16 protein-coding genes are annotated in these 15,474 nt (G+C 32.2%); 8 read left to right on the top strand and 8 right to left on the bottom strand.

Annotation, left to right across the window (positions count from 1 at the left end):
- Positions 1–4: 4 nt before the first annotated feature.
- From BXU01_RS05525 to BXU01_RS05510, 4 genes are all read left to right on the top strand, one after another.
- Positions 5–1,489: a GH3 auxin-responsive promoter family protein gene (locus tag BXU01_RS05525; protein WP_083692084.1), complete on the top strand. Its 1,485-nt coding sequence runs from the start codon at positions 5–7 to the stop codon at positions 1,487–1,489.
- 15 nt (positions 1,490–1,504) lie between these two features.
- Complete coding sequence (locus tag BXU01_RS05520) at positions 1,505–1,843, top strand: hypothetical protein (protein WP_083692083.1); 339 nt, start codon at positions 1,505–1,507, stop codon at positions 1,841–1,843.
- Between the two features lie 125 nt (positions 1,844–1,968).
- Complete coding sequence (locus BXU01_RS05515) at positions 1,969–3,648, top strand: hypothetical protein (protein WP_083692082.1); 1,680 nt, start codon at positions 1,969–1,971, stop codon at positions 3,646–3,648.
- Positions 3,649–3,781: 133 nt separating this feature from the next.
- On the top strand, positions 3,782–4,765 hold the full coding sequence (locus BXU01_RS05510; protein ID WP_042564890.1) for a UDP-glucuronic acid decarboxylase family protein: 984 nt from the start codon (positions 3,782–3,784) through the stop codon (positions 4,763–4,765).
- A 56-nt stretch (positions 4,766–4,821) separates the two neighbouring features.
- Here the strand turns inward: BXU01_RS05510 and BXU01_RS05505 are convergent, their stop codons facing one another.
- The 4 genes from BXU01_RS05505 to BXU01_RS05490 form a co-directional block, all read right to left on the bottom strand.
- Positions 4,822–6,009: a glycosyltransferase family 4 protein gene (locus BXU01_RS05505; protein ID WP_083692081.1), complete on the bottom strand. Its 1,188-nt coding sequence runs from the start codon at positions 6,007–6,009 to the stop codon at positions 4,822–4,824.
- Entirely contained in the window at positions 6,009–7,097 is a 1,089-nt protein-coding gene (gene wecB / locus BXU01_RS05500; protein WP_083692080.1) for a non-hydrolyzing UDP-N-acetylglucosamine 2-epimerase, read from the bottom strand. Before wecB ends, BXU01_RS05505 begins: the two co-directional genes overlap by 1 nt.
- Positions 7,098–7,400: 303 nt before the next feature.
- Positions 7,401–7,928 carry an ORF6N domain-containing protein gene (locus tag BXU01_RS05495; protein WP_083692079.1) on the bottom strand — a complete coding sequence of 176 codons (528 nt, stop codon included), beginning with the start codon at positions 7,926–7,928 and terminating at the stop codon, positions 7,401–7,403.
- Between the two features lie 44 nt (positions 7,929–7,972).
- Entirely contained in the window at positions 7,973–9,283 is a 1,311-nt protein-coding gene (locus BXU01_RS05490; RefSeq protein ID WP_083692078.1) for a phenylacetate--CoA ligase family protein, read from the bottom strand.
- Positions 9,284–9,415: 132 nt separating this feature from the next.
- On the opposite strand from BXU01_RS05490, the gene purD reads away from it, so the two are divergent.
- Positions 9,416–10,690: a phosphoribosylamine--glycine ligase gene (purD, locus tag BXU01_RS05485; RefSeq protein WP_083692077.1), complete on the top strand. Its 1,275-nt coding sequence runs from the start codon at positions 9,416–9,418 to the stop codon at positions 10,688–10,690.
- On the opposite strand, the gene BXU01_RS23835 is transcribed toward purD, so the two are convergent.
- A complete protein-coding gene (locus BXU01_RS23835) occupies positions 10,682–10,912 on the bottom strand; it encodes a hypothetical protein (RefSeq protein WP_041519835.1) in 231 nt (76 codons plus the stop codon). The genes purD and BXU01_RS23835 overlap by 9 nt on opposite strands.
- Positions 10,913–11,049: 137 nt before the next feature.
- Between BXU01_RS23835 and BXU01_RS05475 the strand changes: the two genes are divergently transcribed.
- On the top strand, positions 11,050–11,979 hold the full coding sequence (locus BXU01_RS05475; RefSeq protein WP_083692076.1) for a DUF6427 family protein: 930 nt from the start codon (positions 11,050–11,052) through the stop codon (positions 11,977–11,979).
- Here BXU01_RS05475 and upp read toward each other — a convergent pair.
- The gene (gene upp, locus BXU01_RS05470) at positions 11,974–12,627 is read right to left on the bottom strand and encodes a uracil phosphoribosyltransferase (RefSeq protein WP_055096799.1); all 654 of its coding nucleotides are present in this window, start codon (positions 12,625–12,627) and stop codon (positions 11,974–11,976) included. The two genes, BXU01_RS05475 and upp, sit on opposite strands and share 6 nt — an antisense overlap.
- A gap of 111 nt (positions 12,628–12,738) precedes the next feature.
- Between upp and BXU01_RS05465 the strand changes: the two genes are divergently transcribed.
- Positions 12,739–13,344, top strand: a complete 606-nt coding sequence (locus tag BXU01_RS05465; RefSeq protein WP_083692075.1) for a DUF4254 domain-containing protein — start codon at positions 12,739–12,741, stop codon at positions 13,342–13,344.
- 39 nt (positions 13,345–13,383) lie between these two features.
- Positions 13,384–14,403 carry a glycosyltransferase family 9 protein gene (locus tag BXU01_RS05460; protein ID WP_083692074.1) on the top strand — a complete coding sequence of 340 codons (1,020 nt, stop codon included), beginning with the start codon at positions 13,384–13,386 and terminating at the stop codon, positions 14,401–14,403.
- 96 nt (positions 14,404–14,499) lie between these two features.
- Here BXU01_RS05460 and BXU01_RS05455 read toward each other — a convergent pair whose 3' ends face one another.
- Together BXU01_RS05455 and BXU01_RS05450 are read right to left on the bottom strand one after the other, a co-directional pair.
- Positions 14,500–14,889: a hypothetical protein gene (locus BXU01_RS05455; RefSeq protein ID WP_255373711.1), complete on the bottom strand. Its 390-nt coding sequence runs from the start codon at positions 14,887–14,889 to the stop codon at positions 14,500–14,502.
- Between the two features lie 151 nt (positions 14,890–15,040).
- Positions 15,041–15,349, bottom strand: a complete 309-nt coding sequence (locus BXU01_RS05450; protein ID WP_083692072.1) for a hypothetical protein — start codon at positions 15,347–15,349, stop codon at positions 15,041–15,043.
- Positions 15,350–15,474 lie beyond the last annotated feature (125 nt).

Genomic DNA, 15,474 nt, shown 5'->3' with positions numbered 1-15,474 from the left:
ACAAATGTCTATTAAATCAGTAGCAGCAAAATTATTTGCCACCAAGATATATTATAAAACAAAGGCTTGGGCCAGTAAACCAGTCGAAACTCAACAAGCCATATTCAAGAGTTTAATTAATAGTGCCAAAGAAACGCAGTTTGGTACAGATCATCATTTTGATAAAATAAAAACGGTTCACGATTTCAGAAAACGTGTTCCGGTTCGTGATTATGAAGATTTAAAACCTTACATAGATAAGGTTCGAATGGGAGAAAAAAATATTCTCTGGAAAGGAAAACCTATTTATTTTGCTAAAACTTCAGGAACAACATCCGGGGCAAAATACATTCCGTTGACTAAGGAATCAATGCCGTATCATATTGAAGCTTCTCGAAATGCGATTTTACATTATATATATGAAACCGGAAATGCTGATTTTGTCGATGGAAAAATGATTTTCCTGCAGGGAAGTCCAATTTTAATTGAGAAATACGGAATCAAATTTGGAAGATTATCCGGAATTGGGGCTCATTTTGTACCTAAATATCTTCAAAAAAATAGAATGCCATCCTGGGAAACCAATTGTATTGAAGATTGGGATACTAAAGTGAATGCAATTGTTGAGGAAACAATTGAACAGGACATGACTATAATTTCCGGAATTCCTTCCTGGGTACAAATGTATTTCGAACGATTACAGGAAAAAAGTGGTGGCAAGAAAATAGGCGATTTATTTAAGAACTTCAATTTGTTTATTTACGGAGGTGTCAATTATGAACCTTATCGTGCGAAGTTCGAAAAAATGATTGGCCGTAAAGTAGACAGCATTGAGTTATTCCCTGCTTCTGAAGGTTTTTTTGCCTATCAGGATTCTCAAAAAGAAAAAGGAATGCTTTTGTTATTGAATTCAGGAATTTTCTATGAATTCATTAAAGCAGATGAATTCTTTTCTGAAAATCCAAAAAGTTATACCGTTGACGAAGTAGAAGTTGGTGTAAATTATGCCTTGATTATTTCTACAAATGCCGGACTTTGGCGTTATAATATTGGTGATACAGTTCAGTTTACATCTTTATTTCCGCATCGCGTTATAGTTTCAGGCCGAATCAAACATTATATTTCTGCTTTTGGTGAACACGTTATTGCCAGCGAAGTCGAGAATGCAATGAAAGAAGCCACGAAAGGAACTAAAATTGTGATCAATGAATTTACAGTTGCACCTCAAATAAATCCGTCAAACGGATTACCGTATCACGAATGGCTGATAGAGTTTGAAAATGAACCTGAAAACATCGAAACTTTTGCAGAAACAATCGATGATTCAATGCGAAAACAAAACATTTATTACGATGATTTGATTACCGGAAATGTGTTGAGAAAAGTGGTTGTAACTAAAGTTTCGAAAAACGGATTTCAGGATTATATGAAATCTCAGGGAAAATTAGGCGGACAGAATAAAATTCCGAGATTGTCAAATAATCGTGATATTGCAGATAATTTGAAATAGAAATAATTTTTATTGATGAAATATAAATATAATTTCAGGCCCGCATATAAATCTCAGGAATTACTAATCGAAATATTTAGCGGCGCTGAAAATGACGATTTTTTATCAGATTTTTTGAATGCTATTAGCGAAATAAACCCGAAAGTCGACAGCATTAAAAATCTTTGGATGAATGATGAAGATCTATTTGAAATTACATCAGACAGTGGTTTCTTTTTACTTTCAAAAGACATTTGGGACTTAGCATTTATAATGTCAGAAGAGAATCAGGAATGCATTCATAAAATAAATTCAATTTTATCAGAAGACAAGAATTTTCAAAAGATAGAAGTCAATTTTGAAGATTATAAATAAAAAACAATCAGAATATTAGTTTTAAGATAATAAAGCTTTAATAAAGTTTTGATTTTTAATTCCTAATTTCGTTTAAATAAAAAATACTCAGAAGATCTTTTTTAAAAGATTTTAAATAAAATAGCATGAAAGAAACCAAACATATATCAAGATCAAGAGCGCAGGAATCATCTGCAGCAATCGAAAAAATGTACATTACTATGCGCCACTTATTCAACCGCGGTTTTTATAAACCAATGGGAGTTTCCGGCGATAGTTTACGCGAATCATTATTAGCATTGCGTCCGGAAATTTACGGAAATATAGGCGAAGAAAAAGTAGAACTTAACGGACTTTTGTACGTTATAGAACGTTTACCAATTGGTATTGAACAATGTCGATTTATTAATTTAACTTCGGATGAAGGATATTCTAAATCACATTTCCAGGCAATTGTTCCTCCAAAAAGAAGAAGAAATTGTTATAGAATCGATGAAGAACAAATGAATGTTGAAATCACTCGCGGGCGATCTGACATTTATGATATTCTAACACATTTGACTTTTATTTTTATTGAATCTCATAAAATTAAAAACAGGGTTTTATTAGACGATGGTGGCGAAGTTTCGCGCGATTGGATGAAATTAGAACAGGCGGTATTGCAAACGAAAAAGCTTTCTCAGATAGAAAAAGAAAAAGCAATCTCGCATGTAGCTAATATTTTAGCAAGAACTTTTGAGGAAGTTTTAGACATATATGACGCTTTTGGTTCAGAAAATGCGCCGGATCGCTTCCTGCATGTTATATACTGGCTGGGAAAATTAGCAATAGAAGAAGTTGTAGATAATAATAAACGTACCATTACTTTTAGTCCCGTTTTAAGAGAACGTTTAGGGCATCATATTCACGGTGAAATTTGGGCAACAAACATCAAGGAAGTTTTAAAGGCAAATAACCTTTTAAAACGCCCTATTCACGTGATAAGCGCGAATATGCATAGTGTAATGAATTCTATTTTTGCAACACCGTTATTGAAAACAAAATTCAAGGACAAGTCTGATTTTTATATTTATGAAGAATTAAGTAAATCCGGAGCAAAAGAAACCAGAAGTATTGTAGAAGAATTGGCCTTAAAAAACGGTATGATTTCGCTGCCGGATAGTTCAGGGACAAATATAGACGTTCAGATTTTTGATACTGCAAAAATTGACTGGGCAAAAACGGCTTTTCCAAAAGCGGTTCTTGACGAAGCTGCACCTGTTATTATTGTAATGGATTATGCTTTTGGAGAACAGGCATATGAAACCATTGATGAACTTTTAAAACCGTATAAGAAAGAAACGTTACTGAATGTAAAATCAGTTTCGATAATGGGTAAAGCCGGAATTCTGGAAGGCGGAAAAGGCGATATCATGATCCCAACTGCACACATAAATGAAGGAACAGCTGATAATTATTTCTTCGAAAATGAATTAACAGGAGCTATGTTTGAAGGAAATGACATTGCAGTTTTTGAAGGCGCAATGGTTACAGTTCTTGGAACCTCATTACAAAACAGAGATTTATTGAAGTTCTTTCACGAATCGACCTGGGGAGTAATTGGTCTTGAAATGGAAGGATCTTATTATCAAAAAGCCATTCAGTCAGCTTCAAAAATCAGAAAAAGTGTTCCGCACGATATCAAAGTTCGTTATGCGTATTATGCATCAGATAATCCTCTGGAAACCGGAAGCACATTGGCTTCTGGCGGATTAGGAACTACAGGGGTAAAACCAACATATTTGATTACGATTAAAATTCTGGAACAAATTTTCAACGTAAAATAAAACCGAAAAGTCTGAAAACAGATCAAATAAACAATGAATAACAATTGCTGCCTAATTTATTTAGGCAGTTTTTTTTTAGAATAGTTTCCAGAATTTCCAAATCACTTACATTTGCGATGTATAAATAATTACTATGAAAAGAATACTTATTACCGGAGCGGCAGGATTTTTAGGATCGCATTTGTGTGACCGATTCATTAAAGAAGGCTATTATGTTATTGGAATGGATAATCTGATTACGGGAGATCTTAAAAATATAGAACATTTATTCAAATTAGAACATTTCGAATTTTATCATCATGACATCACCAAGTTTGTACACATTCCGGGTGATTTAGATTACATTTTACATTTTGCTTCACCGGCAAGCCCTATAGATTATTTAAAAATTCCAATCCAGACGTTGAAAGTCGGATCTCTTGGAACGCATAATTTGTTGGGATTAGCGAGAGTAAAAAAAGCAAGAATTTTAATTGCTTCAACTTCTGAAGTGTATGGAGATCCATTGGTTCATCCTCAAACCGAAGAATATTACGGGAACGTAAATACAATTGGACCGCGTGGTGTTTATGACGAAGCAAAACGTTTTCAGGAATCAATAACAATGGCATATCATACTTTTCACGGAGTAGAAACCAGAATCGTACGTATTTTTAATACTTACGGACCAAGAATGCGCTTGAACGATGGTCGTGTAATTCCTGCTTTTATTGGTCAGGCTTTACGCGGAGAAGATCTAACGATTTTTGGAGACGGAATGCAAACGCGTTCTTTCTGTTATGTTGATGATCAGGTCGAAGGTATTTTTAGATTATTGCACTCAGATTATGTATATCCTGTAAATATTGGAAATCCGGACGAAATCACCATTAAAGATTTTGCAGAAGAGATCATTAAATTAACCGGAACAAATCAAAAGGTAGTCTATCATCCTTTACCTATTAATGATCCATTACAGCGCCAGCCAGACACTACAAAAGCAAAAGAGTTATTAGGTTGGGAAGCGAAAGTAAGCCGTTCTGAAGGAATGAAGATTACATATGACTATTTCAGATCACTTTCGAAAGAAGAATTATCAAAAGAAGAACATAAAGATTTTTCGAATTATATTAAATAAAAAAAACGGGCAATTATCATTTGATATTTGCCCGTTTTCTTTGTTAACGATTTTGCTTAAAATGCATTATTTTCAATAAGTTCTTTCATTTGCGCATCCAGGTTAAAATGACTTTTTGCATGAATAAAAATATCCTTTTTCATTTTTTGAATCTCGGTTTTTCCTAACGCTGAAATCTGAATTAAAGTTGCATTTAGTTGCTCAAAATCTTCTACAGGAACAACCCAACCCAAATTGTTTTCTTCAACAATATTTTCTCCTTCGCCTCCGCCAAAATAAAAAACAGGAAACCCTAAAGCGCTGTATTCAAATATTTTTGAAGGAACAGATCCATAAATTCTTGTTTTAAGAGGAACAAGGGCAATGTCCTGATTCTTTAATGTTTCGTGCAGAACATTTCGTTCTAACATTCCGTGAAAAATTATTTTTTTTGTTGGATTTTGGCTGAGGTGATTCACAATTTGAGTTTTCTCTGCGCCATCGCCAAAAATATGCAGTTCGATATTTAAATTTTCTAAATTCAATTGCTGAATAAGTTCAAAAACACCTTGTGCAACACCAAGTAAACCAGCATAAAATAACTTTATTGGTTCGGTAGAATTATCCTTTTCTTCAAGGAAATCTTCCATAAAATGATCGGGATAATTGCGATATAAAAAGCATTTTTTTTCAGGAAAAACAGAATGGATATGTTCAATTATTTCATTGGACTGACCAAAAATATGCGTTGCCTTTTTATAAATAAAGCGTTCAATAAAAAGCAGAACTTTATGTGAGATACTATTTTTCTTTAATACTTCGAGTTCAATAGCAGCAGTTGGCCAGAGATCTGAAACATTCAAAATAATGGTTTTACGCTTAAGCCAAAGTGTAAAAAAAGAAACGAACGAAAGTAATAACGGCGGCGATTGTACAATAACCTTTTTAGGCGTTTTGGCAAAAAGTAAATAAAAGAATAAAGTAGTTGAAAATGAAAGTGTTGAAACAATTCGTTTAAAGATATTCGAACTATTACTAGGATAAATCCAAAGCCTTTTTAGTGTGATATTCTGAATCTTTTCAGTAACTGAGAACTTACCTTTATATTCCGGAAATAATTCTCCTTTAGGATAATTTGGAAGCGGAGAAATTACCGAGACTTCGTATCCGTTTTGATTTAATTTTAAAGCCAGTTGCTCAATTCTATTGGCAGCAGCACCTTTTTCTGGCGGATAATAATTTGATATGATTAAAATGTCCTTCATTATTTTTTATCCAATAAAATTGAAATAATTCTTTCCGATGCTTTTCCATCCCATAACTCAGGAATACCACTTTTTCGCGGACCATTTTTCAAGAACGAACCAAAGACTTTTTGTAAATTTTCTAATGATGTTCCTACGATAGTATTAGATCCTATGGTTTCTGTTTCAGGTCTTTCAGTGTTATTTCGCATCGTAAAACACGGAATTCCCATTACGGTTGTTTCTTCAGAAATTCCGCCGCTATCTGTAATAACCGCGAAACTATTTTTGATTAAATACATGAAATTTAAATACCCTTGCGGAGCAACAAAAATAATATTTTTGAACTTAATATCGCTTTCACTCAAAATTGCCTGTGTTCTGGGATGAATTGGAAACAATATTTTTTTGTTGTTAAGCAAATTGTCAATTCCGTGCAATAATTTAATTAATGATGAAACTTCGTCAACATTTCCGGGGCGATGAAGCGTTAAAATAATATAATTTTTTTCGCTAAGTCCATGTTCATTCCAAAAGTCCGGAGCCGAAATTCTATCAATATTTTGATATAAAGTATCGATCATCACATTGCCCACAAAGTGAACATTTTCAGGATCTGAACCCAATTTTAGTAAATTTTCTGATGCAGAATTTGAGGTTGTAAAAAAATAATCAGTAATACTATCCGTCAGCATTCTGTTGATTTCTTCGGGCATTGTTAAATCTCCGGAACGAATTCCGGCTTCGACATGCGCTACTTTTGTATGGCATTTTTTTGCCACGATTGAACATGCCATTGTAGAATTGACATCACCAACAACCAAAACTAAATCACTAGGGTTTTGAATTAATTCTTTCTCAAAAGCAATCATGATTGCAGCTGTTTGTTCTGCCTGAGAACCACTTTTTACTTCTAGATTTACATTTGGTTTAGGAATATTTAATTCTTCAAAAAAAGTATCACTTAGGTTTTTATCATAATGCTGACCTGTATGAACCAATCGAAATGAGATATCAAAACCTTCATTTTGCTTGCTTTTAATGGCATTAATAATGGGTGCAATTTTTATAAAATTAGGTCTTGCGCCGGCGATTATAGTGATTTTCATAAGTTGGTGGTATTCTTTCTAAAAACTTTCTTTTGGCAAAAGTAAAGTTTAAATTGGAATCTGGATAAATTGAGATACTTTCTTGAATGTTTAATCGAATTTTGAATTGTATTAAACTTATCTTGTCAGAATTGGAGGTCGCAATTTGTGATCTCCAATTTGATTTTTTTGAAATTCTTTAAGGTCAAAATTTGTGACCTTAAAGAATTGAATTCATTTTCAATATGTTAAAACTTAAACTTGAAGTCGCAAATTGCGACTTCAAGTTTCAAGGTCGCAATTTTCGACCTTGAAAGTAGGGAATTATTTTTTATAGCCAATTTTGACTCTTTCATTTTCATCTTCTTTCTTTTCAGTCAATTCATCTAGATAGGAAAAAACCAATTCAATATTCTTATCGTGATTCTCTAACTTCTTTTGAATCTGGAGTATATCAACTTTAATTTCTGTTGTATCCAAAAGCATTTGTCTCACTTTCGTGAAAATACGCATGATTTGAATATTGGTTTGAATTGCTTTATCACTTTTTAATACACTTGAAAGCATTAAAACACCATGTTCAGTAAATGCCATTGGTACATAACGTAAGCCCATTTTTTCAGAATTGGAGGTCGCAAATTGCGACCTCCAATTTTCAAATTCTTTTTTATTGAGTTCAAACATGAAGTCTTCGTGAAAGCGAGAGATGTTTCTTTTTACTTGTTCTTTTAATCGTTTTGTCTCTATTCCATAAAGTAAAGCGAGATCACGATCAAGCATCACTTTTTGACCGCGTATAAAATATATTTTATTAGAAATTGTTTCTTCAGAAAGTAGAGATTGATCGTCCATGAGTTTTTAATTAAAAAAAAACAAATGTAAGATTTTATTTATGTTTATAGATACGATTTAAATTGTTTTAGTTTTCCGCTTTTGCTTCTTTCCAGAACTGCTTTTCGAGAAAAAGTGAAGTTTAAATTAGGTTCTAAGTATAACGAGATTGCCTTTTCTATTTTTTGAATTTGAGTATTATTCAATTCAAAATCACTAACGTATTCAATTTCAAAAGTATCCAATTGCATTTGTTTGATAATAAATTCTTTTACATTTCCGTCATCTTCAACAATGCTTTTGGTTACGTAATAAAAGGTCAAACCTGGTGATTTTTTTCCGCTTGGGAGAATCGCAATATCGTTCGTTCGTCCGATTAGTTTTTTAAGAATTGGTTTTTGTGGTGTACTTTTTTCATCTAAAATTCCAATATCGCCTATTTCATATCTTATAAACGGATGTGCTTTATTAAACAAAGAAGTAATCACAATTCGGCCTTCTTTCCCGTAAGGAAGAACATTATTATTTTCGTCTAAAATTTCAACAAACAGTGTTTCGGAATTTACTTGCCATTCTCTATTTGGATTTTCAAAAGCAATTAAATCAAGTTCTGAAGCACCATATTCATTAATAACGGGAATTCCGAATTGTTTTTCCAACAGTTTTTTATCCGATTCAAAAAGCATTTCCGAAGTAACGAAACACGCTTTTAAAGTTGGACAAGTTTCATTTAAAACAATATTTTTCTGTTCCAAATATTTAGCAAATAAAACGATCGAACTTGTATAACCGTTGATATAATCAAATTTTTTAGTTTTAAATTTTCGAAGGAATTTTTCCAAAATAGCATCGGATAAATCGAAAACCGGAAACCGAAAACGATGTGTCAAAAAATCTTTTATCCGTTCTTTTTTATATCCAATAAAATCCATCGGAATACCATAAAAACGAGCTTGTAGAGAATGATTAAAATCGATTTTATACCAACCAAAACGCATAAAAATTGAAGTCCATGTCAAGGCGTGGGAATATTTATCTTTAGCAAAAACAAAAGGAGTTCCACTGGATCCGGAAGTTTTGTTGAGGTATACATTTTTTTTCGAATATCCTTTTGAAAGTCTTTCTTCGAGCGGTTTTTGTAGATTTTGTTTGTTTAAAATGGGTAAATTTTCCCATATCAAATCTGTATTATTTCCAACTAATTCCTGGTAAAAAACATTGTTTTTTAGATGAAAATCTACAATTTCTTCTTTTTTATTTTGGAGAAAAAGTACATATTCATCTTCAGATAAATTCACGATTTTATCCAATTCAGCCTTAGCTTTCTTTATCGGAAAACCATTTAATTTTAGCGAAATGTCAAAAATAGAAATCATTTGAGGATAAATTTTTATCAAAAATAATATTATCCAATTACTAACAGAGAAGAATGAGTAAGTTTTTAAGATTTAATTATTTTTTACGTACAAAAGCAATTATTTTTGCACCACAACTAAATACAACTACACATGACAATTTTACTATTGGGATCAGGAGGAAGAGAACATGCTTTTGCGTGGAAAATGATTCAGAGTCCGCTTTGCGAAAAACTTTTTGTTGCACCAGGAAATGCAGGAACGGCTGCGATTGCTACAAATGTGGCAATGTCTCCAACAGATTTTGATGCGATTAAAACATTTGTGATTCAGGAAAATGTAAAAATGGTGGTCGTAGGGCCAGAAGATCCTTTAGTTAAAGGGATTTACGATTATTTTAAAAATGACGAAAGTTTACAACATATCCCGGTTATCGGGCCATCAAAATTAGGGGCTCAATTAGAAGGGAGTAAGGAGTTTGCAAAAGAATTCCTGATGAAACACAACATTCCAACTGCTGCTTATGACAGTTTTACTGCAGAAACAGTAGAGAATGGATGTGCATTTCTTGAAACTTTACAACCACCATACGTTTTAAAAGCAGACGGTTTAGCTGCCGGAAAAGGAGTTTTGATTATTCAGGATCTTGAAGAGGCTAAAACGGAACTAAGAAACATGTTGGTTCATGAAAAATTTGGAGCTGCAAGTTCTAAAGTAGTAATCGAAGAATTTCTGGACGGAATCGAATTAAGCTGTTTTGTTTTAACTGACGGAAAAAGCTATAAAATTCTTCCAACAGCAAAAGATTACAAACGTATTGGAGAAGGCGATACAGGATTAAATACAGGCGGAATGGGAGCAGTTTCTCCAGTTCCTTATGTTGATGCTGTTTTGATGGAAAAAATTGAAACGCGTATTGTAAAACCAACAATCGAAGGTTTCCAGAAAGACGGAATCGAATATAAAGGATTTGTATTTATTGGTTTAATCAATGTAAAAAACGAACCAATTGTTATTGAATACAATGTGAGAATGGGAGATCCTGAAACCGAAGTTGTTGTGCCAAGATTAAAATCTGATTTGGTTGCATTGTTCCAGTCAGTTGCGGATCAAAAGTTAGATACTTTCGAATTAGAAGTTGATCCAAGAAGTGCTACTACAATTATGGTGGTTTCCGGCGGATATCCTGAAGATTTCGAAAAAGGAAAAGTAATTACAGGATTAGAAAATATTACAGATTCTATAGTTTTTCACGCAGGTACAAAATTAGATGGCGAAAATGTCGTTAGTAATGGAGGACGTGTATTGACTGTAACATCTTATGGGGACGATTTTCAACAGGCCATAAAAAAATCTTACCAAAATATAGATAAACTAAATTTTGATAAGATGTATTTTAGAAAAGATATTGGCTTCGACTTACTTTAAAAAAGAGTGAGCTGTAGTATCTTGATTTTCTGTTCCGGCGTCATCAAAAATGCGTAATTGTTTAATCCAATAAACGATTGCGCATGCACAGATGATCATAAAAATCCAGTTAATAGTATTCGCACCAAACCAAGTAATAAGTTCTAAGTGACGTAAAAAGTCAAGTGGAGCAAATAAAATGTTAACGAATAAGTATTGTATTCCTTCAAAAAAAGCTGTCATAATTTATAAAATTATATGTTATTTATTGTTTTTAACGCATTGAAGACAAAATTCAATAAAGAATCTTTTTTCAACTTGTTGGTTTTCCTTTTTAAACAAGTATTATATTTACAATCACAAAAGTATAAAATATCCTTATGATAACAAGTGTTTTTAAAAAATCTACGCCATTAAATTATTCATTGGTCGTAATTTTAATACTGGTTTTCTTTTTTGTTTTTCAAATTAAAGATCCATCATGGGTGAGTTCTTATTTTTTGGCGTTCCAAAAAGTAAGTCTTCTATGCTTTATTTTAGCGTCTTTTTTCCTGATTAATTTTATCGTAAAAAAGAATGGGCTCAGTAAAGACAACGGTTACGCGATATTTTTTTACTTATTGTTTATATTGTTTTTCCCCACAATTTTTAATAATGCAAATGTTGTATATGCCAACTTTTTTGTCTTGTTGGCACTACGAAGACTTATATCGTTACAATCCTTAAAAGCTGCAAAAGAAAAAATATTCGATGCTTCTTTTTGGATTTTAATAGCTTCTTTATTTCAATTTTGGTGTGTTCTTTTCCTGATATTGGTTTTTATATCGATTATTTTTCACGTTTCGAGGGATTATAGAAACTGGATTTTGCCTTTTATAGCGCTTATGGCAGTATCAATAATATTTTTATTTATTTCTTTAATATTCCATATTGATATAATCGAATTTTTTCAGGAACGTGCCGTAGTAGATTTTAGTATTGATTATTTCAAGAACAATTACGAAAACGGGGCACTTTCTATATATGTTGCTGTATCTTTATTTTTTATAGTTTCGATGTTAAGCACATTGTCAAACAGACCTCAAATCGTACATTCATCATACAAAAAAGTGGTAGCTTGTTTTTTTATTGCTGCTTTTGTTTACATTATTTCACCAGATAAAAGTAATGATCTTTTGTTATTTAGTATCGCTCCTTTGACCATTATGGCATCAAGTCATGTAGAATATATGAAGCAAAAACTCAATAACGAAATTGTTTTTTATGTGCTGATTTTGTGTAGTTTATTTACATTTTTCTCTCAACTATAATTTGCTTCCGTAAGCAAGATCGCCGGCATCACCAAGTCCCGGAACAATATAATTTTTCTCATTTAATTTCTCATCCAGAGAAGCAACCCATAAATGGCAGTTGTCAGGAAGGTTTTTTTCAAGAAAAGCAATTCCTTCGGGTGCAGCAATAACCACTACAATATGAATTTCTTTTGGAGTTGCATTTTCAATTAATTTTCCGTGAACAGCTACGATAGACTGACCGGTTGCCAACATTGGGTCAAGCAGTAAAACTGTTTTATCATTTATGTTAGAAACAGCTTGATATTCTACCCGAATTTCGAATTCATCATCATTATTAGGATGATATCTGCAAGCCGAAACAAAACTGTTTTCAGCATGATCAAAGTAGTTCAAAAAGCCATTATGAAGCGGTAATCCGGCTCTTAAAATCGAACATAAAACCAAATCACTTTCTATTTCGGTTGTTTTTTTAATGCCAAGCGGAGTTTGAATTTCGATATTTTTATATGACAAATCTTTACTTAGTTCATACGCCATAATTTCGCCAATTCGTTCAATATTTCTTCGAAAACGCATGCTGTCGTTCTGAACATTAATATTTCTGATTTGACCTAAAAAATGATTTAATACGCTATTATTTTCAGAGATATAATGGATTTTCATAATAAAATTTTAGAATTATCAATAGGTTAGAGTACGATAACGAAAAATTCATCGTTTTATTCGCACGATAAAAGTATAAAAAGTATCTTTGTAACTCTAACAAATAAAGACATGTTTTCAAAATTAGCATATTCTGTTTTCGAACAAAGCATCAAAGATTATCATCAATTTGATAATGTTGATCAACCTATAAACAATCCTTATCCTAAAGATAAATTTGAGCATTTATTATATTTAAAGAACTGGATTGACACTGTTCAATGGCATTTTGAAGATATTATTCGTGATCCGCAGATTGATCCGGTAGCAGCTTTGACTTTAAAACGAAGAATCGATGCATCGAATCAGGAACGTACTGATATGGTGGAATATATCGATAGTTATTTTTTACAAAAATACAGTGATGTAAAAGTAAAAGATGGAGCAAAAATCAACTCAGAAAGTCCTGCCTGGGCTTTTGACAGATTGTCTATCCTGGCGCTAAAAATTTATCATATGCATGAAGAAGCTACTCGTGCAGAAGCTTCTCAGGAACACAGAGATAAATGTCAGGAAAAATTAAACATTCTTTTAGAACAAAGAAGTGACTTATCTACAGCAATTGATGATTTACTTGCTGATATCGAAAACGGTGAAAAATTCATGAAAGTGTACAAACAAATGAAAATGTACAACGACGATGAATTAAATCCTGTTTTATACCAAAACAAAAAATAATTGGCAGAATTGTCCAATAAAATTAAGCATATAGCCGTCATGAGACTTTCCGCAATGGGAGATGTCGCCATGACGGTTCCTGTTTTACGTGCTTTTGTAAAACAGTATCCAGAAGTAAAAATCACGGTAATTTCACGTCCGTTTTTCAAGCCATTTTTTGACGGAATCCCTAATCTTCATTTTTTTGCTTTTGATGAAAAAGAACGTCACAAAGGTTTTGCAGGGCTTTTACGTTTATTCAATGATGTAAAAAAACTTAAAATTGATGCTTTTGCAGATCTTCATAATGTTTTAAGATCTAAAATTGTGAGTTTACTTTTCGCTTTAAGCGGAAAAAAAAGAGCTACAGTTGACAAAGGAAGGGAAGGTAAAAAAGAATTAACCCGCGCCGAAAACAAGATTTTCAAACCATTACCAACCATGCTCGAAAGACACGCAAAAGTATTCGAAGAACTTGGTTTTTCTTTAAATTTATCATCCCGAAGCGTCGGGACTGAATTCCCTGAAAAAGCAATTTTAAATTCAGAAATTCTCCAAATTATTGGCAATCAAAATCAAAAATTAATTGGGATTGCACCTTTTGCACAATACGATTCTAAGGTTTATCCGCAGGATTTAATGCAGGAAGTTATCGCAAAACTAGCTGAAAATAAAGACCATAAAATAGTACTTTTTGGAGGAGGAAAGAAAGAAATTGAAATTCTGGATTCATTTGCAAAACCCTTTGAAAATGTAATTAATATGGCTGGAAGAATTAAATTTCAGCAAGAATTACAATTGATTAGTAATCTCGATGTAATGTTATCTATGGATTCTGGAAATGCTCATATTGCTGCAATGCTGGGTGTAAAAGTAATCACACTTTGGGGCGCTACACATCCGTACGCAGGATTTTTACCATTCAATCAAACCATAGAAAATGCCATAACTTCTGATAGAAATCAGTATCCAAAACTACCAACATCGGTTTATGGAAATAAGATTGTTGAAGGTTATCAGGATGCGATGAGAACTATACTTCCGGAAGAAGTTGTAAATAAAATTAAAAGTCTTTTGTAAATTTAAGAGACTGAATTTCAATAAAAAAAAATCCAAATTCCAACTTTACAATTGGGATTTGGATTTTTTATTTTAAGATCAATCTTTGACTTATTCTCATAAATCAAAGAAAAGATATCCCATTGCTTTCTTTTTGTTTCTATCGACTATAACTTTTACAAAATGATTTTCTTTTTCAGTAGCGAGTAAAATGTGTTCAAAATCGTCGGTTGAATTTCTGTAAACCTTATGTACCAATTCAGATTCTTTAATTTTTTTCGATAAAATTTTAGCAGCTTTTAATTCACTCACATATGGCCAAATATTAAAAAAACTATCTTTTGATGATATTTCTTTCATTCCTTCAGTCATTGATGAATTATATTTTTCTGCCGAAAGTAATTTAGGGACTTTTCGGTTTCTTCTTTTTTTAATTATAAAGTAAATACAAAACAAAGAGGTTATTACAAAAAGTACGATAAAAGATAGACGGAGGTAGTGATGCATTGCCATAATATTTAATATTTAAATGAGTTGACAAATCTTATTTAGTCTACAATCTTATAAAATGCGAGATTGTGATTGCTTTAATTTTACCTCTAATATAATAAAAATTCAGCAATATTTTAGCAAAAATTTGTTTTTATTGCAATCTGAACTATAGCCAAATTTTCTCATCCCGACATCTGTTGTAAATATAATTTTTAAGATTTGAAATGGTAGCTTCATAATTAGGCGCCTCATAACCAAAACGTTCATGTTCCATTTGCTCTTTTTCGATAGCATTGCAGCCTTTTATAACTTCTTTGAGCATATCTAGCATAGCGAGTTCTTTATTGTTGGTTTTTTGATATTTGAGCTCAACAATTTCATCTTGCAATTCTTCACAGTATTCTACAAGTTTCACTACTTCGGGTTCATCTAAAAAATATTCTTTACTTTTAAAAATTTCTCGTACAGATCTCATATTCAATTAATTTTCAATTTTAAATACCAAATTACAATTTTGGAAGATGTAAATTGGAGTTTTATATTTGACAAAGTTTGTATACGCATTTTTATCGTGATTCAGTCGCAGTCGCAGTCGCAGTC

It is taken from the genome of [Flexibacter] sp. ATCC 35103 (genome assembly GCF_001975985.1).
Classification (GTDB): Bacteria; Bacteroidota; Bacteroidia; order Flavobacteriales; family Flavobacteriaceae; genus Flavobacterium.
Note: the sequence above shows the minus strand (reverse complement) of the source record. Positions and strands in the feature narration are given on the sequence as shown.